Origin of the sequence: Morganella psychrotolerans, assembly GCF_965118875.1 — a bacterium.
Lineage (GTDB): Bacteria > Pseudomonadota > Gammaproteobacteria > Enterobacterales > Enterobacteriaceae > Morganella > Morganella psychrotolerans_C.
The window spans coordinates 292,587-311,551 of the sequence record NZ_CBCPJD010000002.1 but is presented as its reverse complement, the minus strand read 5'-3'; the positions used below and the strand labels follow the sequence as shown (position 1 = coordinate 311,551).

General features: G+C 48.1%; 16 protein-coding genes. 12 read left to right on the top strand and 4 right to left on the bottom strand.

Annotated features, from left to right (window positions below; translation table 11 throughout):
* Positions 1-16: 16 nt before the first annotated feature.
* Positions 17-748, bottom strand: coding sequence for a fimbrial biogenesis chaperone (locus ACMHKJ_RS04850; RefSeq protein ID WP_413492378.1), 732 nt, complete (start codon positions 746-748; stop codon positions 17-19).
* Positions 749-874: 126 nt separating this feature from the next.
* A complete protein-coding gene (locus tag ACMHKJ_RS04845) occupies positions 875-1,411 on the bottom strand; it encodes a fimbrial protein (RefSeq protein WP_413492377.1) in 537 nt (178 codons plus the stop codon).
* Positions 1,412-2,439: 1,028 nt separating this feature from the next.
* Between ACMHKJ_RS04845 and ACMHKJ_RS04840 the strand changes: the two genes are divergently transcribed.
* Complete coding sequence (locus ACMHKJ_RS04840) at positions 2,440-4,077, top strand: Na+/H+ antiporter (protein ID WP_413492376.1); 1,638 nt, start codon at positions 2,440-2,442, stop codon at positions 4,075-4,077.
* 61 nt (positions 4,078-4,138) lie between these two features.
* Here the strand turns inward: ACMHKJ_RS04840 and ACMHKJ_RS04835 are convergent, their stop codons facing one another.
* Together ACMHKJ_RS04835 and ACMHKJ_RS04830 are read right to left on the bottom strand one after the other, a co-directional pair.
* Positions 4,139-5,383 (bottom strand): nucleoside permease, encoded by a 1,245-nt coding sequence (locus ACMHKJ_RS04835; protein ID WP_413492375.1) that lies wholly within the window; start codon positions 5,381-5,383, stop codon positions 4,139-4,141.
* A gap of 128 nt (positions 5,384-5,511) precedes the next feature.
* Positions 5,512-6,330 (bottom strand): purine-nucleoside phosphorylase, encoded by an 819-nt coding sequence (locus ACMHKJ_RS04830; protein ID WP_413492374.1) that lies wholly within the window; start codon positions 6,328-6,330, stop codon positions 5,512-5,514.
* 246 nt (positions 6,331-6,576) lie between these two features.
* Here ACMHKJ_RS04830 and ACMHKJ_RS04825 point away from each other — a divergent pair, with 246 nt between their 5' ends.
* The 11 genes from ACMHKJ_RS04825 (at position 6,577) to ACMHKJ_RS04775 (ending at position 18,963) form a co-directional block, all read left to right on the top strand.
* Positions 6,577-7,785: an ROK family protein gene (locus ACMHKJ_RS04825; RefSeq protein WP_413492373.1), complete on the top strand. Its 1,209-nt coding sequence runs from the start codon at positions 6,577-6,579 to the stop codon at positions 7,783-7,785.
* A gap of 241 nt (positions 7,786-8,026) precedes the next feature.
* Positions 8,027-8,380, top strand: coding sequence for a DUF4878 domain-containing protein (locus tag ACMHKJ_RS04820; protein WP_413492372.1), 354 nt, complete (start codon positions 8,027-8,029; stop codon positions 8,378-8,380).
* Entirely contained in the window at positions 8,325-8,894 is a 570-nt protein-coding gene (locus ACMHKJ_RS04815; RefSeq protein ID WP_413492371.1) for a YiiX/YebB-like N1pC/P60 family cysteine hydrolase, read from the top strand. The genes ACMHKJ_RS04820 and ACMHKJ_RS04815 overlap by 56 nt, the downstream gene beginning before the upstream one ends.
* 42 nt (positions 8,895-8,936) lie before the next feature.
* Complete coding sequence (rnz, locus tag ACMHKJ_RS04810; protein WP_413492370.1) at positions 8,937-9,854, top strand: ribonuclease Z; 918 nt, start codon at positions 8,937-8,939, stop codon at positions 9,852-9,854.
* An 82-nt stretch (positions 9,855-9,936) separates the two neighbouring features.
* Positions 9,937-10,860, top strand: coding sequence for a LysR family transcriptional regulator (locus ACMHKJ_RS04805; protein ID WP_413492368.1), 924 nt, complete (start codon positions 9,937-9,939; stop codon positions 10,858-10,860).
* Between the two features lie 634 nt (positions 10,861-11,494).
* Positions 11,495-13,075 carry an L-lactate permease gene (locus ACMHKJ_RS04800; RefSeq protein WP_413492367.1) on the top strand — a complete coding sequence of 527 codons (1,581 nt, stop codon included), beginning with the start codon at positions 11,495-11,497 and terminating at the stop codon, positions 13,073-13,075.
* Positions 13,076-13,122: 47 nt separating this feature from the next.
* A complete protein-coding gene (gene lldD / locus ACMHKJ_RS04795; RefSeq protein ID WP_413492366.1) occupies positions 13,123-14,265 on the top strand; it encodes an FMN-dependent L-lactate dehydrogenase LldD in 1,143 nt (380 codons plus the stop codon).
* A 362-nt stretch (positions 14,266-14,627) separates the two neighbouring features.
* The gene (locus ACMHKJ_RS04790) at positions 14,628-16,202 is read left to right on the top strand and encodes a PTS sugar transporter (RefSeq protein WP_413492365.1); all 1,575 of its coding nucleotides are present in this window, start codon (positions 14,628-14,630) and stop codon (positions 16,200-16,202) included.
* Between the two features lie 247 nt (positions 16,203-16,449).
* Complete coding sequence (locus ACMHKJ_RS04785; RefSeq protein WP_413492364.1) at positions 16,450-17,292, top strand: histidine biosynthesis protein; 843 nt, start codon at positions 16,450-16,452, stop codon at positions 17,290-17,292.
* A gap of 41 nt (positions 17,293-17,333) precedes the next feature.
* A complete protein-coding gene (locus ACMHKJ_RS04780) occupies positions 17,334-18,164 on the top strand; it encodes a Cof-type HAD-IIB family hydrolase (protein ID WP_413492363.1) in 831 nt (276 codons plus the stop codon).
* Positions 18,165-18,207: 43 nt separating this feature from the next.
* Positions 18,208-18,963: a DeoR/GlpR family DNA-binding transcription regulator gene (locus ACMHKJ_RS04775; RefSeq protein WP_413492362.1), complete on the top strand. Its 756-nt coding sequence runs from the start codon at positions 18,208-18,210 to the stop codon at positions 18,961-18,963.
* The last annotated feature ends 2 nt before the right edge of the window (positions 18,964-18,965 follow it).

The following is an 18,965-nucleotide window of genomic DNA, read 5'->3' as shown; positions in this document are numbered from 1 at the left end:
AATTAACCAAATAACCTTAATTTACTATTTTAACTGAATCCGTGTTGCCGCCTGAATCATTAATGTAACTAAATTTAATTTCCGCAGACTGACCCGGAACGGTATTTAACCGGCTAATCTTTGCCTTAGTTATTCCGCCGAAAGGTGACATCATGGCTAAGCCCGGCTGTACGTCATATTCCTGCCCGCCTGTAATAACCCTTGCTTTATCAAGGGTTATATAGAAAGCACTGTTATTTTTCGCTGATAACAAAATATCTGAACCTTGTTTTGTTATTGTCCAGTCAATCTTATCAACCGCTGTATTGTAATCACCGGCAATAGCAGAAGGCCGGTAAAAGAATTTAAATTTAGATAAAACAGAGATTTGCAGACTATTTTCAATGTTTTTACTTTTTGGCGGGACATCAAGTACATTCAGTGTAAAAATACTTTCACGATCCGTTGCAAGCGGTTCACCGGTATACAAAATACGGACAGTCTGGACATTACCGGGCTTGATTTTAAATAATGGCGGCAGCACAACAAATGGAGTGTCCTCAATATCGGCCTTTGAGATTTCTTTATCTGTTCTTTTTTCTGAAAATCCTGTTGTCAGCCATACCTGGCTCAGTGCTGTTTTTTCACCACTATTTTCAACATTAATGGATATTTCCTTATCACCTGAAGGATATACAAACCGGGTACCGGTTATCACAATACTGGCTGTCGCCGGAATAGCCACCAACGACAGAAAGACAGCTATCATCTTTTTAATCATACGTATTTTATATACTCGGATAATGATGAGTTAAAGACAAAAAACAGAAAATGGAAACAGGGTGATTAGAACAAATTAACCGGACTATTTCCATTATATTATTATAAATAAATATTATTTATAAATAATTTCGAAATCAACGTTAGATTCCACTAAACCCGGCTCAGAAATACCCAGGGCATAATACTTGGCAACATAGTTTAACTGAACATTGCCTTCCGCTAATTTGGTAAAGCCAACATTCTGATTATCTTTATCCATACCCAGCTTAATAAGCTGATCATTCTGGTTATACAATGCGATATTGACATTTTTCGCGGTTGTTGTACCCACGCCGGCGGTATTCAGCGTTCTCGTCGCTAAATCAATGTTCGGGCCGATAAAACTTAAACCAACATCGGTTACCGTTTCTGCTGCGGCACATTTTGATAATTGAATGGTAAAAGGTGTTGTGCCTGTTGTATCGCCGGCAGTTTGCAATGCATTCGAACTGACTGTCGGTAATGTAACCGTTTTACTTTTATCCGAACCTTCAACTACACAGCTTTGTTTTACCACTTCACCTTTAAACGTAATTTTACCATCACCCGCTACAGCGCCGGAAGAAATAGCAGCAAAAATAATAGCGGTAATTACATTAATTTTTTTCATGGAGTATATTCTCGTCGTCTCAATAATAAATTTATACCCTTACTCATTCAAACTTCAGGTTCGTTGGCTGCGCTAAAATATCCGGGTCACATAGTTTACCTATGCTCCCCGTCTATTTTCCCTTGCCGCCTTCCTGCAACTTGAATGACGTTGGGTATAGTTATATTTGGATATATTTGGATGTAAGTAGCTTAACTTGGAAATACTCTAACATACAGGGTTACACCTTTAGAATTGATCTGGCGCAAGTTTTGAATTAGTAAAACTTTAATCCAAAAAACCAGACAGCATCAGACTTAAAATCCTGACTGAATCGCTTCAATCAGTTTTAATGACTAATTTAAGCCGAGTAATGCGCTACAAAACAAATTTAGATCCTGAGCAACAAGAAAGCCTAATGTTCACACAAAAGAAGTTAATTGTATTTCATTGATTTTTAAGAGTTTAAATGACTATCTTATATATTACATGAATAAATAATGCGTTAATTCTTATCAAAAAATGCGTTAACATAACGTTATTCGCTGTTAGTAACTAATATTTAACACATGTGATTAATCGATTATAAATATTAAATTGTTAACACTATATAAAATATAGAATTTATTATTTTTATAAAAATACGATCCAATAAATATCTATTACGTGTATCGTATTATTTTATTTTTATTAATTACGACTTAATATTATCTAATCTATTCCATTACTGCCGGATAGCCTTAACATGCATATTAATAACGAAAATATGCATAGAAATGATGTTTTTTGACAGGATAAAACCGAAAAAGGTAAGCGGCATGCGCGCTGCAACGGTTTAGCTCATGAACACACAATGACACAAAACCAAAAATGAGATATCTGTCACCTTTTAATGTAACAGCATGAAACAGAAATTTCTGTTAATCTTTTGATACACAATAATTTTACAATTGCGGTTTTCTCTGCTTTATTTCTACTGTCAATCGTATACTCTGCCTGCCCGAAATCTGTGGCTCTGTATCAAAATCCTGTAAGGATAAAAACTGCCTATGTCTGTCGTTACACTAATTCTCGTTTTTTTGCTGGCCGTTATTGCCAGTGTTTTTATCTCCCGTCTGCTGGGTGATAAAATTCCGTTACCTTTTATTCAGATTGCAATTGGTGCCGGGTTATCACTGTTCGGCTTTGATGTGGCGTTTGATCCGCACCTGTTCCTGTTCCTGTTTATTCCGCCGCTGCTGTTTCTGGATGGCTGGCGTATTCCGAAAGAAGCCCTGTTCAGTGATATCAAACCCATTTTCTCCCTGGCTATCGGACTGGTTTTTGTCACCGTCGTCGGCATGGGATTATTTATTCACTGGCTGATACCTGCCATTTCCCTGGCGGTTGCGTTTGCGCTGGCAGCGATCCTCTCACCGACAGACCCGGTATCCGTTGCGGCAATGACCGTTAATGCCCCGCTTCCTTCCCGTATGGCACACATTCTTGAAGGGGAATCCCTGTTTAATGATGCCAGCGGACTAGTCTGCTTCAGTTTTGCCGTTACCGCGGCACTGACCGGAACATTTTCCCTGCCACAAGCCACCGGGAAATTCGTTATTGTTGCACTCGGTGGTATTATTGCCGGGCTGCTGATTGCCCTGATTGTCGGCAAAGTAAACCAGTTCCTGGTAAAAAGAACGGGGGAAGACCCGGCTATCCAGATTATGATCAGCCTGATGATCCCGTTTGTTTCTTATCTGGCGGCTGAGCATCTGGGTGTATCCGGGATACTTGCGGCGGTCGCTGCCGGTATCGCAATGCACTACGAGCGGATTGTCGGGCGTATGCAGTCTGCCACACGTATGCAGAGCAAAGCGGTCTGGGATACGGTGCAGGTCGCACTGAACGGGATGATTTTTATTCTGCTGGGTGAACAGTTACCGGCAATGTGGCGCTCTATTCCTGAAGTGGCGGCGGATGCCGGTGCCGCAGAGCCGTGGATGCTCCTGGCGTATGTGGTGATTATTACTGTCGGACTGGCGCTGCTGCGTTTTTCCTGGGTATGGATCTCCATGACCCTGACCATTTTCCATCAGCGCCGTAAAGGTAACGAGCAAACAATGCCGCATCTGCGCCTGATGGCGATTATGGCAACCGCCGGTGTCCGTGGGGCGATTACACTTGCCGGCATTCTGACGCTGCCCCTGTTGCTTAATGACGGCACGCCGTTTCCGCACCGCGACCTTGCCATCTTCCTCGCAATGGGCGTGATTTTGTTCTCGCTGGTGATCGCCGCCGTCGCCCTGCCAATCCTGACAAAAGGGCTGAGTACAGACTTACCGCATAATAATGATGAGCTGAATGCCCGCTTTACCCTCAATGAAGCAGCCATGAATAACCTGCGGCTGCAAATGGCAGAACCGCTGGAAGATATAGATGAAATGACACTGCGCACTGAAGTAGGGACTCACTTACTGGAGATCTACGGTCGCCACCTGGACAGTGACGGTGATGATAAAACCGCTAATTTTGACTGGCACAATGTTATCCGCATGGAGCGGCGCATGTCTCTGATTGCCCTGCGCGCAGAGCGGGAAGCGCTGAAACAGTTGCGTAAAAGTAAAAATATCAATGAGCATACCTATGTTCATCTGATACAGGAGCTTGATCTGAAAGAAGAAGCGCTGAAGCTCGCGCTGCATTAAAAAAACACTCAGCTGCGCCATTCCCGGCGCGGCTGGGTTTTTACGTTACCGTTAATTTGTTTCAAACAGAGGCAGGTTTTGCAGTCCGGTGATCATAATGGAAAGTAAACTGGAAAATAATTGCCAGCACAACAGTATAGGAAGAGAAAATCAGCCAGATTGACTGCCAGTCTTTCACACCATCAACCGTAAACATATCAACAACCATACCGCTGATAATCGCCCCCGCATAAGCACCCACGCCGTTGACCATCATCATAAACAGCCCCTGCGCACTGGCGCGGATTTTTGAGCTGACGGTCTGTTCAATAAAAATCGAACCGGACACATTGAAGAAATCAAATGCGCAGCCATACACAATCATGGACAGCACGAGGAAGAAGAAACCGATTGATACCGGTTCACCAAAAGCAAACAGTCCGAAGCGCAGTGTCCATGCGACCATACTGATCAGCATGACTTTTTTAATACCGTAGCGCTTGAGGAAGAACGGAATGGCGAGGATAAAAACGACTTCCGCCATCTGAGAAACAGAAAGCAGAATGGACGGATACTGCACCACCAGCGAATCCTGATATTCCGGAACACGCGCAAAATCATGCAGAAACGGACTGCCGAATGTATTGGTGATTTGCAGTACAGCACCCAGCAGCATGGCAAACAGAAAAAAGACTGCCATTGTCGGCTGTTTAAACAGCACAAATGCATCCAGCCCGTAACGCTGTGCCCAGGTCGTATTACCGGTCTGTTTCACCACCGGGATAGCCGGCAGAGTCAGTGAGTAAACCGCCAGCAACAGCGAAGCGCCTGCGGCGATATACAACTGAGTATTACTCAGTTCAAACTTCATCAGACTGACCGTCCACATCGCCGCGATAAAACCGATAGTTCCGAATACGCGGATAGCAGGGAAATGTGACACTGAATCCAGATTATATTTTTGCAGGCTTGCATAACTGACGGAATTTGACAGCGCAATCGTCGGCATAAATGCCATTGCGTTAATCAGCATCACCCAGAACAACACATGTACATCGGTGACGGTTGCGGCATAAAAAAGTGCGCCCGCGCAGATCAGATGACACAAACCATAGAGCCGGTTTGCCGGAATAAATTTATCCGCAATAATACCCACCAGCCCGGGCATAATAATCGCCGCCAACCCTTTGGTGCTGTAAATCCAGCCCACATCTGCGCCGGTAAAATTCAGGGTTTTTATCATGTATGCGCCGAGGGTGATAAGCCAGGCGCCCCAGATAAAATACTGGAGAAACAACATCGCTTTCAGTCTGATTCTGATATCCATGGGTATCTCCGCTGAGATAAAGAGGGAAAAGGCCGCCGACGTCCCATGATGTCAACACGGCCTGTGAACACCACTATTGTTATCTCTGATTAAGAGAAAAAAGCGGCATTTAATTGATAATTTTCTGATCAGAAACGGGTAATAATCTCTGTCACCAGTTTCAGGAATGTCCCTTTTACCCGCTCGGCGGTTTCAATCACTTCATCATGACTCAGTGGTTGATCCAGAATGCCGCACGCCATATTGGTCAGGCAGGAAATGCCCAGGGTTTCGATACCGGCATGGCGCGCAACCAGGGCTTCCGGCACAGTCGACATTCCGACCGCATCTGCGCCCAGCGTGCGGATCATGCGGATTTCAGCCGGTGTTTCATATACCGGACCTGTCCACCAGGCATAAACTCCTTCACGCAGTGTCACGCCCTGCTCAGCAGCGACGTCTTTCGCAATTGTGCGCAGGTTTTTACTGTACACCTGACTGACATCCAGGAAACGCACACCCAAATCCGGATTATTCGGCCCGATCAGCGGATTATTTGCGGTCAGATTAAGGTGATCCGTAATCAGCATCAGGTCGCCCGGCTGAAAACCGGTATTTACTGCACCGCAGGCATTGGTAATGATCAGTTTTTCCACACCCAGCGCTTTCATCAGGCGAACCGGGAAAGTTACCTGATCAAGTGATACGCCTTCGTAATAATGGAAGCGCCCTTTCATCGCCACCACATTCTGACCACCCAGTGTGCCGATAACCAGCTCATTGGCATGACCGACAGCGGAAGAACTGACAAAATGCGGAATGCTGTTATACGGAATACGCACTGCGTTTTCCAGAGTATCGGCAAACGGTCCCAGACCTGATCCTAAAATGATCCCGATAGTCGGTTTAATGGTTATCTGTGCTTCAACAAACGCCTTGCTCTCTGCAATATCGGCTGTGAGATGCATTATTTATCTCCTGAATTAGTCCGGTATGTAACTATACCCAACGTCATTCAAGATGCAGGCAGGCGGTTAGCCTCGTTCCGCTAACGCACCTGCAGTTTGAATGAATAAGGGTATATAGGTGAAGTATATGATGCGATTGTAGACCAGATGTAAACATGGAAATACGATCTTCTTCTCAATATGAGAAAAAGATTTCACTTATAATGGTGAAACATGTGTGATCCGTAAAAAAGGAGATTCTGGCTTATGGCGCTATCCGGCATACTCAGTGAGTTTCGGTCATCCAAAAATTCCAAAACCCGCAAACTGAAAGCACTCTGGCAAATTATCCTCAATGATGGATCTGTCCGCGCGGACACGCTGTCAGAAAAAGCCAATATGAACGCGGCAACCTGCGCCCGGTTGCTCGATGAACTTATCAGACTCGGCCTTATCTCTGCAGGTGAACTGGGGCAATCCACCGGCGGGCGTAAACCTATCCTTTACAGTGTCAACCCGGATAAAGGACGCCTCGCCGGTATTGAGATCAGCAATATTTACTCCACCATTGTGCTGCAAAATTTCAGACTGGATGTGCTGGCAACCTGTAAAATCAAGGCTACCGGACAGGAAACCCCGCAGGTACTGCTGGATAAGTTGCTCTCGCGGTTGCAGACTCTGCTGGAAGAACATAATCTCACCACCGCCGGTTTGGCCGGCATCGGCATTGCCGCAGACTATACCCTGCCTGCGGGCAGTGACCGACAGTCGGTAAATGAATATCTGATCCCGCACCTGAAAGAAATGGCAGAAACCCGGACCGGATGTCAGGTCACTATCGGCAGCGGTGTCAATTTTGCTGCCCTTGCAGAATACCGCTTGCGTCACAAACAGAGCCGCCGCCTGTTTTTTACCACCTGTGATGCAGAGATCCGCAGCAGTACCATCCTCAGTGAACCTATCCGTTTTATGCCGCCCGGTACGGAAAATGCCTTTGGTCATATGACACTTGATCTTCGCGGACGTGCCTGTGAATGCGGCGCCTTTGGTTGTCTTAATCAGTACAGTTCGCTGGACGCTATCCGCAACACGGTAATTCAGCATCTGCGGCGTGGTAAACCGTCAGTCATTACCACCCTGGTCAGTGATGAACAGGAAATTGATTATCATGTGATTTTTAAGGCGATTGAACTGGCTGATCCTCTCTGTACCGAAGCGCTGGAAGAAGCGGCTTACTATTACGGGCAGGCGATAGCCAATATCATTCTCTCTTTTCAGCCCGATGTCGTGGTCTGTGGCGGAACGCTAACGCCAAAGCATACGTTTTTTGCCACTGTTCAGAAAACTGTGGCGCAAAAACTCGCCGGATTCCCTCAAATCGATACCCGGATAGTCGCCGCATTTGATTCCTACGAAGTGGTTTCTCAGGGGGCTGGCGCGATGGTACTGGAAAGCCTGTTCAGCGATAATCCCTGATTTATCGCGTAGTTAACCATCCGAATCCGCGTGCCATTATCACAATCTGCGCAGCATCTCCCTCACTGCGCTATCTTTTTCTGAATCTCAGGCAGGCTCCGCCTCCGGGATTGATAAGCCATCTGATGTCCGTATATTTCCTTTAGCCTTGTTAAAAATAATAAAAATTTCGTTGCTGCTGTTAAGGAAAAACTATGTTTAAAAAATCGCGCTCTCCCTGCTGCTGATCACCGGCAGTCTTATGCTGATCGCCTGCGGCAGCGAACCACCGGAAACGGTGGCACAACAGTTTTACAGCGCCGTCGAGAAAAAAGATGCAGATAAAGCCTATGATCTGCTCGCCATCCCGGAAAAAGATAAAAAGAAAAATGAGATGGAAATCAAAGGCAAAGTACAGATGATTGTCGGGGATATGGCCGGACGCATCGCCAAAAACGGTGGCGTAAAAAGCACAGAAGTGAAATCTGTTGATATTGATGAGGCTAAAAAACGCGCAACGGTTATTCTGACCGTCCGTTTCAATGACGGCAAACAGAAAGATGAGCGCTTCCTGCTCACTCAGGAAAACGACGACTGGAAAGTTATCCTGCGCTGATGATCCCCCGTATATCCGCCGGGAGCCTGCTCCCGGCATTCAGAGCGGCGACCTTATCTTCCGTGATGGCGGTGAAGCCATCAGTGACATTGTCAGAACCATGGATCACAGCGGATTCAGTCATGTCGGTATGCTTGATATTGCCCCGGACGGCATTTATGTTATTCATGCCACGCCACAGGAGCCCCGGGGCGGAATAGCCGGTGTTAACCGCGACACCCCGGATTTTTTTATCCGCCATGCCAAAAACGGACAGGTCAGTTATTACGCCGTACTTGCAGATGACGCTCATCACCTGCTCGCCCGTGACAATGCCCTGTCACAAACCGGCATTCCTTTCAGTATCAATCCGCAGGAAGGTCTTTATTGTACTCAACTGGTAGCGCAGGCCTGGCAGTCTGCCGGGTTGACAATTATTAACGGCAAAACCCGTCTGAGTTTACCGATGGTCGAAGAACCGCTAATCTTACCGGAAAATCTTACCCGCTCGCCGCAGCGGCGACTTATTCCGTAAGCCGCCACCGACGGGCAGAAAAATAGTAATTCGGGGAATAATATGGAGTTAATTTTTCTGGGCACCGGTGCCGGTGTTCCGTCAAACAACCGCAATGTCAGCAGCCTGGTGCTGGATCTCAAATCATTACAGCGCGGTTTATGGATGTTTGACTGCGGCGAAGGCACACAACACCAAATTCTGAGAAGCCCGGTAAAAATCCCGAAACTGGAAAAAATCTTTATCACCCATCTGCACGGCGACCATATTTTTGGTCTGCCCGGTCTGTTATGCAGCCGCTCTATGGGTGGATGTGAAGAACCACTCACGCTTTTTGGCCCTGCAGGACTGGCGCAGTTTGTGGAAACAACCCTGAGCCTGAGCGGTTCATATCTCACTTTCCCGCTGGAGATTATTGAGATAGCGGAAGAAGGCGTAATTTATGACGACGGACAATTGAAAGTCAGCGCTTACTCACTTGAGCACCCTGTTGTCAGCTATGGTTTCCGTATCGAAGAGTATGATAAGCCCGGCGCGCTGGATGCTCAGCGCCTGAAAGATGATGGCGTACCGTCAGGTCCGTGGATGCAGGCGCTGAAAAAGGGTGATGATGTAACCCTGGATGATGGCCGGGTTATTCATGGTGCTGATTACCTCGGCGCATCACAGCGCGGGCGGCACCTGGTGATTTTCGGGGATACCGCGCCGTGTGAAAATGCACTGAACCTGGCACAAAACGCCGATGTGATTGTCCTGGAAGCCACTCTGGACAGCTCAATGACAGAAAAAGCCAACAGTCGCGGGCACTCATCCACAATACAGACTGCCACACTTGCCCGCGATGCCGGGGTAAAAACACTGATAGCTACTCACTTCAGCGGGCGCTATAGCGCAGAAGATTGTGAGCGTTTACTCCGCGAATGTCAGGCGGTATTCCCGGAGACAGTTTTCGCCTATGACCATATGGTATACACAATTTAAGCCCGGACATGGCGGGGGCGTTATCACTGTTATGCTTATTTTGATATAGTGGCTTTTATACATCACCGCCGGAGATTTTATCATGCTGCCCGCCCACGATTACGCTAATGACCTGATTTTGTTCGCGCTTATTGTGGATTGCGGCTCTTTCAGCAAAGCCGCCGAAATGGCAGGTGTTACCGGCTCCGTACTCAGTAAACGGGTGGGACGGCTGGAAAAAGCCCTCGGCGCACGCCTGCTTTACCGCACTACCCGCAGCCTGTCAGTAACAGAAAATGGTCAGGTGCTGTATCAGCATGCAAAATCCCTCACCGGTCAGGTTCACAGCGCTTTGCAGGCCGTCAGTGCAAACAGTGATGAGCTGACAGGACTGATACGTATGTCAGTACCCACTATCTCCGGAGAACTGGTTCTCAGCGACAGCGTGGCAGAATTTTGTGAAAAATACCCGAATGTGAAGGTGGAAATGCATCTTGAGAACCGGTTTGTTGACCTGGTGAATGAAGGTATTGATCTCGCTATCCGCACCGGGATGATGAGTGATTCCAGCCTGATAGCCCGCCCGCTTATCGATTCTCACTGGGTGATCCTCGCCTCGCCCCGCTATCTCGAAAAACATCCCGCACCACAAAACCCTGAAGATTTACTGACACATAACTGCCTGACTTACACCTATCAGCAAAGCGGTACATCAAACTGGCTGATGAGACGCCCGGATACCGGGGAGATTTATGAGCTTCAGGTGAGCGGTAATATTGCGTTTAACAATGCCCGCGCCATCCGTAAAACCCTGCTGGGCGGACATGGTATTGCGATGGTGCCACGCTGTATGGTGCATGAAGATTTAGACGCCGGATTATTAACTGAAGTGCTGCCCGGCTACAGCGGAAAAAAACTCGGTGTTTACGCGGTGTATCCTTATACTCGGCACCTGCCGATGAAAATCCGTCTGTTGATTGATCATATTCAGCAATCTTATCAGGCTATCCGTCCTTATTTCGGCTGATACCCTTATTCATTCAAACTACAGGTTCGTTGGCTGCACTCCTCCCGCCGGCCTGCCGCTTGAATGACGTTGGGTATACTTATGTATTCACTGCAATCTATTAGTCGTTTTTTGGAATTTCTCTATCGTCCTGAACCACTTAATTAATGTGATCTCATCCTTTCATCATACAAATAAAACAACTATCTGTTTGATAAACAATAATTTTAATTTACAGGAATAAATTCATCGATTCCTGTTTTTCACTATTTTTATCTGTTTTGCAATTGTTAAAAAAATGCAGCATAGATAATTCATTTCGGTTGTGATTAAAATAATTGCGTAATGAAAATTTAACGAACCCCTACAACCAGTATACCCAACGTCATTCAAGATACAGGCAGGCGGCAAGGGAAGGCTGACGGGGAGCATACATCAGTATGTGACCCGGCTGGCTGAGTGCAGCCAACGAACCTGTAGTTTGAATGCATAAGGGTATATACCCAACGTCATTCAGGATGCAGGCAGGCGGCAAGGGAAGGGAAGGCTGACGGGGAGCATATATTAGTATGTGACCCGACGGACCTCGTTCCGCCAACGAACCTGCGATTTGAATGAATAAAGGTATACAACAATAATAATATCTGAGGGCTTTATGGCTATTTTTTTCAGTCTTGCACCTATCGTGATGTTAATCTGGATGATGACAAAACGTCGCAGTATCCCTTCCTACATCGCATTGCCGCTTACAGCGACAGTGGTACTCTGCATTCAGCTGTTCTGGTTTAAAACCGATTTTACGCTACTCGGTGCCAATATTATTACTGCGTTTATGTCTGTTCTGACCCCGGTAACCATTATCGCCGGGGCCATTATGCTCAATAAACTGATGCAGATAAGCGGCGCGGAAAATGTTGTCCGTAACTGGCTGGAGAACATCAGCCCGAACCCGGTCGCGCAACTGATGATTATCGGCTGGGCATTTGCGTTTACGATTGAAGGTGCCAGCGGGTTCGGCACACCGGCAGCAATTGCCGCACCGATCCTGGTAGGTCTGGGCTTTCCGGCAATGCGGGTCGCATTACTGACACTGGTAATGAACTCCGTGCCCGTTTCATTCGGTGCGGTCGGTACGCCGACCTGGTTTGGTTTTGCCAATCTCGGGCTGTCAGAAGAGAATGTGTATCAGATAAGCCATTATTCTGCCCTTATTCACTTTGTGGCGGCATTTTTTATTCCGCTGCTGGCGCTGCGCTTTATTGTCAGCTGGCAGGAGATCCGCCGTAATATCGTGTTTATTCTTCTCAGTGTGCTCTCCTGTACTGTGCCGTATCTGCTGCTGGCGCAGGTTAATTATGAATTCCCGGCACTGCTGGGCGGCGCGATTGGTCTGGGTATTTCTGTGATAATTGCCCGTGCCGGAATCGGGCTGACCAAAACAGAACAAAAACAAGAGAAAAAAATCATCCCGTTCGGTCAGGTTATCAAAGCGATGGCGCCGACATTATTACTGATCGCCATTCTGATTGTGACCCGCATCCACCAGCTCGGGATCAAAGGCCTGCTCAACAGCACCAATGTTATCTGGGAAGGCACTCTGGGTTTCTTCGGACATATCACGCTGAGTGATGCATTGATTGTCCGCCTGAGTAATGTCTTCGGTACCCCGGCGGCGGCAGATTATAAAACCCTGTATGTCCCGGCACTGATCCCGTTTTTCCTCGTCGTGATCATCGGTATCTTTCTGTTCAGACTGACGCGCGGGCAAGTGAAAACCATGTTTGTGCAGACCGCACAACAGACAAACAAGCCGTTTATTGCCCTGCTTGGTGCGCTGATCATGGTCAATCTGATGATGCAGGGCGGTGAAAATGCGCCGGTTTATATTATCGGGCGTTCGCTTGCAGGTGCTACCGGTGAAAACTGGCTCTGGTTTGCCTCCTATCTGGGTGCACTCGGTTCGTTCTTCTCCGGCTCCAATACCGTATCAAACCTGACCTTCGGCGGTATTCAGCAATCTATTGCACAGACTACCGGGCTGAATGTGAATTTAACCCTGGCGCTGCAATCTGTCGGCGGGGCAATGGGCAACATGGTGTGCCTCAATAATATTATCGCGGTATGTACCATTCTCGGGATCAGTAATGCCGAGGGATCGATTATCAAAAAGACCGTGGTTCCGATGTTTATTTATGGGCTGATTGCTGCCGCGATGGCGTTTATCCTGACTTTATAAACAGACACTATGCTGATTTTGTTACAGACATTAAATAGGTATTAAAGATGATTATTTCCGCTTCAACGGATTACCGGGCCGCTGCCAAAGCCAAACTGCCACCGTTTCTGTTTCATTATATTGATGGCGGGGCTTACGCAGAGCATACCCTGAAACGCAACACCGCCGACCTTGCAGATATCGCCCTGCGCCAGCGTGTGCTGCGTGATATGTCTTCCCTCAGCCTGGAAACAGAGCTGTTTGGTGAAAAAATGGCGATGCCGGTCACCCTCGCCCCTGTCGGGCTGACCGGAATGTATGCGCGACGCGGGGAAGTACAGGCAGCAAAAGCGGCAGCAAATAAAGGTATTCCGTTTACGCTTTCCACGGTTTCGGTCTGTCCGATTGAAGAAGTCGCCCCGGCGATTGACCGCCCGATGTGGTTCCAGCTCTATGTCCTGCGCGATCGCGGCTTTATGAAAAATGCACTGGAGCGCGCGAAAGCTGCCGGGGTAAAAACCCTGGTGTTCACTGTGGATATGCCGGTGCCGGGTGCACGTTACCGCGATGCGCATTCCGGGATGAGCGGTCCGAATGCCGCCATGCGACGGGTATTACAAGCCATGACACACCCGCGCTGGGCGCTGGATGTCGGGTTGCTGGGTAAACCGCATGATCTGGGCAATATTTCTGCCTATCGCGGTGAACCGACCAAACTGGAAGATTATATCGGCTGGCTGGGTGCAAACTTCGATCCATCCATTTCCTGGAAAGATCTGGAGTGGATCCGCGAATTCTGGGAAGGCCCGATGATCATCAAAGGCATTCTGGATGCAGAAGATGCAAAAGACGCAGTTCGATTTGGCGCAGACGGTATTATTGTTTCAAACCACGGCGGACGCCAGCTCGACGGAGTATTGTCCACCGCCCGCGCCCTGCCTGCGATTGCTGACGCTGTAAAATCGGATATCACCATTCTGAGTGATTCAGGGATACGCAACGGGCTGGATGTGGTACGGATGATCGCCCTGGGGGCGGATTCGGTTCTGCTCGGACGCGCATTTGTTTATGCGCTGGCGGCTCACGGACAGGCCGGTGTTGAAAATCTGCTTGATCTGATTGATAAAGAAATGCGCGTGGCAATGACCCTGACCGGCGCAAAAACCATCCGCGATATTTCCCGCGACTCACTGGTTAATCTGCCGGGCTGATTTACGATTTTATATTTTTTCATCTTTACTGAAGCCACTCTCCTGAGTGGCTTTTTTTGTTTTATGTTGTTTTTATTCTCATTACCACTTTTTAATCAGATCACTGTCACATAAAACAACATATAACAAAATAATTACATAACAATCAGAAAGATATTAATACGAGTAAATGTCAAAATAATAGCAAACATAACTACTATATAGAATGAAAACGGGCATTAAGTCTGATTAAAGCTCGGTAAATGATCGTTTTATAAACAACACGCCTTATTTTGACGTGTTGCTTTGCTTTGTTATGCCATGCAATATCAACAAAAAACAACAATAAGTCGTTACTTACCCTGAACCCCTGAGGTCCGATTATGAAAAAGATTGTAATACTGGGCAGTAGTGGCGGGAATCTGTACAACCTCGGTGGTGCAGATCCTGAAAAACTTCTGAACGAGATTTACACACAATGTCATTCCGCAGATATCTGTATTGCTGCTGTTCAGTTTATTGCGGCACAAGCGTCAATGGATGTCGCCAAACCCACAACCGCAGCCGCGGTTTATACCCTGACAGAAGAGGATGCCATTCCTGCAGTTACCTTTTCCGGCACACTGGCTGAAGTCAATGATGTCGTGCGTGACTGTGATGCCCGGATTGCACAACAGATAGAACAAGGTGAAATCGACGGCATTATTGTGATGAGCGGCGACCCGCACAATGCTAACCGGCTGGCACTTGCTGCGGCGGCAACAAAGAAAGTTCCGGTTGTCGGCACCGGCGGTACATCCATGGCGCACATTGCGGCAAGTGGTGCCAATGTGATTGCGACCTCCGGCACTACCGGCACCACCAGCAGAACCCGGGCTATTTCATTTGCCTCTTCCCTGTGCAAACACTGGGGTGTTAAATTCCGACCGATTTTAGGTGCAGCTAATACCGCAGGCGGTCCTTCTGATAAAAGCCTGCTCAAACGGATGAATATCCGCGGCATTATGATCCCCGCACTGCCCGGCTTTATCGCCATGGCAATTGTACTGGCACTGAGTCACATTCCGGGGCTGGAAAGCCTGGATGCTATCTTCCAGTTACTGCTTAAAGGTCTGCCGGTGATTGTTGCCGTGATTGCCGCCAAGCAGGTTTCTGAGCTGGATGAAGTTTCTATTGTCGCCGGTGTGGTTGCCGGGGTGCTCTCTGTTGAAGGCGGGCTGATCGGCGGGATCGCCGGCGGGATCATGGCAGGTGTGTTTGTCCGCTATCTGTTTACTTTGTGCCTGAACTGGAAATTCCCGATGACCACCGTCAACATTGTGGCAGGCGGAATTTCAGGGCTGGCAGCCGGTTTAATTATGTATTACTTCCTCAGCCCGCTGGCGCTGATGGGCGGTAACTACATCAAACTGGCACTGGAAAGCACACTGGCATTCAGTCCGGTACTGGCGGGTTTACTGGCAGGATTAGTTATCTGGCCGGCTATCCTCGGCGGTGTTTATCACGCGGTTATCCTCCCGCTGGTGCTACTGGAGATGGAGAAATCCGGCGTCAGCTTCCTGGGTGCTGTTGATATGGTCGGGCTGGTGATGGTCGCGGCAGGGATTAACCTTGCTAATGTCATCGCACCGCGCGAACGCAGTGAAGCGGCGGTTGCCGCACCGGGACTGCTGATTAATATGGGATTCGGCACCTTCGTGGAGTCCGCTTATCCCTTCATGTTCGCCAATAAAATTGTGTTCGGCGGAGCCATTCTTTCTGCCGGTATCGGCGGCATGATGCTCGGTATGTTTGATGTTAAAGGCGTCGCGTATGTTCCGGCATTTGCCTCCCCGTTCTTATCCAACAACGCGGCATACATGGCGCTGACCATGACCGTTATTCTGATTTTAACCTGTACCATTACTGTCATTGCCAACCGTTTCAGTGCAGTGACAACCGCGAAAGCGGCGGGCTGACCCAAAGACTATACCCAACGTCATTCGAATTGCAGGCAGGCGGCAAGGGAAGATAGACGGGGAGCATAGATAAACTATGTGACCCGGCGAGCGTAGTGCAGCCAACGAACCTGCGGTTTGAATGAATAAGGGTATACACAGCAGCAATACTAAGTGTGAAAAAATATCACACGCCAACACCAGGGCTTTATTAAAACGGCACTTTAAAGTGTCGGTAACTAAAAATATAAAAATGTAAGAGGTTAATATGTTTATAGGTGATATGAATAAAAAACGTGAACAGGCAATGATTAAAGTAAGAAACGCTATTGCGCTGCACAACGGGCAGACACTGCTCAGTACAGGTATCACCGGTGATGACGCGCGACTGGCGAAAGCAGTGTGTGATGCCGGAGTGAAAATGCTTGAACCAAACCATCCGGCACTGGCGCTGGCGCGCGGACACCGTGGTGTGAATAACATGCACGCCGCAGAGCAAATCCGCCATGAAATCTCCACCACGCAGATGGCAGAAGCAGTTAATGGCATCCGTAATGTTATCCCTGACGATGTGTTTATTACTGTCGGGATCGCCGGTGGCTTTACTGAAACTATCCCGGTACCGGTCACAGAAGAAGACATTTTACAGATTGCCCGCGCAGGGGCTGACGGGCTGCACACGCACAAATCCACCTTTGAAGACCTGGCGGATATTGTCAATCTGGCGCACCATTTTGGTCTGACCGTTGATGCCTATATTGGTCATCCGGATGATTTACACACCTTTGGTATTCCGGCTGAAACACCGGAAGACGTCGCAAGAGTCGCGAAAAAAATGGAAGCTATCGGCGTGGATATGATTGGTCTGATGACCGGTATGAGCTACGAAGGCGTGGGTGCCGGTGAAATTCCGGAACAAATCAAAGCCCGTCTGAAAGCTCTGGTTGGCGCAGTGAGTGTGCCGACACTGGCGGAAGGCGGAATTAACGTCGCCAATGCCAAAGCATTTAAAGAAACCGGCGTACATATTTTAGTGGTCGGTACAGCGATTGATAATGTGGTGTGTCAGGCGGCAGCGCAGGTCACTCAATCCTTTATTCATCACAACTGATTGTTATCCAATGCGGGAGCCTGCTCCCGCTGAGGTTTTTTATGACAACTCTGGCTATCGATCTCGACGGCACATTACTTCACCCTGATAATTATATCTCTGAGGCAAACCGGCAGGCATTACTGGCCCTCCCGGCTGAAACCAATATTGTTATCTGTTCTGCCCGCCCGCTTCAGCCTATTCTTTCTCTGCTTGATGATGCCGGTTTGCGTACTGTTATCCGGGCTGTCGGGGCATTTAACGGCGCGGTTATTTACGATTACCGCACACATTCGGTACTGAGCAAAACCACACTTTGTCCGGTTGTGTTATCCCGGTTACAGCCTGTCCTGCATGCTGATTTAAACTCTGCCTCCTGCGGCTGGCATGCATTTACTACAGATGCCCTGCTCTGTCTGCCCGGTGAACGCTCAGAACATACAACACACGAAGCCGCTCTGTTTAATCTGCCGGTCAACACAGTGACAGCCGATGAATTATTCAGCCGCACTGATATTCTCAAAATTACCCTGTGCGGTGATGCAGAGGAACTGGCTCTGCAGGTACAGACTCTGCGCCCGGAATTGCCGTCAGCGCTGCGAACATTTTTTACCGATCAGCACTATTTTGAGCTGGTGCCATTATCCGTCAGCAAAGGCGCCGCTGTGCATGAACTGACAGAAAAAGGTATTATTCCGCCCGGAACCGTCATCGCTATCGGTGACCAGGAAAACGATCTCTCTTTGTTTGAAGCTGCCGATATCCGGGTTGCGATGGGTAATGCCGTTCCCGCGCTGAAGCAACATGCAGACTTTATCACCGGCACCTGCCGGGATAACGGTGTTGCCGCCGCACTCCGCCATTTTATCTCAGCATTCCGCAACGGCGGATAATGCGCTAATATTGTTACTGTTTAAGGACGCGATGAGAACAGTCATGAATCCGGTTAAAAGAAAGCAATATATCCTCAGCCAGTTGGGTCTGAAGGGGGAAATCAGTGTTCAGGATCTTGCTGATGAGCTGAATGTCACCTCAGAAACTATCCGCCGCGACCTCTCCATTCTGGAAAAAGAGGGGGAAATCATTAAAATCCACGGCGGCGCGATGAAGAAAAAAAGTGTCAGCGAAGGCAGCTTTGAACAGCGCCTTGAACTGAACCGTGATGAGAAAATGATTCTCGCTCGTTATGCCGCCGGACTGGTCTCTGAACACGACACACTTTATATTGACTCCTGCTCCACGACTCTGCTCTTTTCAGGCTTGCTGCCGATAATTGCTTTCACTGTCTTTACCAACTCCGCACTGATCGCCGATAAAATTGCCTCACAGAATGCACTCGCGAAAGTCTATGTGCTGGGCGGCGAGTACAGCCATGAATTCCGCGCCAATCTCGGTGCCAAAACCCTGCATGAAATCGATCATATTTATGCTGATTTTGCCTTTGTCGGCGCAGGGGGAATAAACGGAGACGGAATACTGGTCAAAAGTGTGGAAGAGGGCATGATCGCGCAAAAAATGCTGGAAAAAAGTAAGCAAAAAATTATTCTGGCGGACTCCAGCAAATTCGGTCAGCAGGGTATTTTAAAAATTGCGGAAATTGCCGGTATCGATAAAATAATTTGTGACGATAAATGGCAAAAAGCACACGAATTCCGGGATATCTACCCCGAAAAGGTTGTGATCGTGACGTAAGG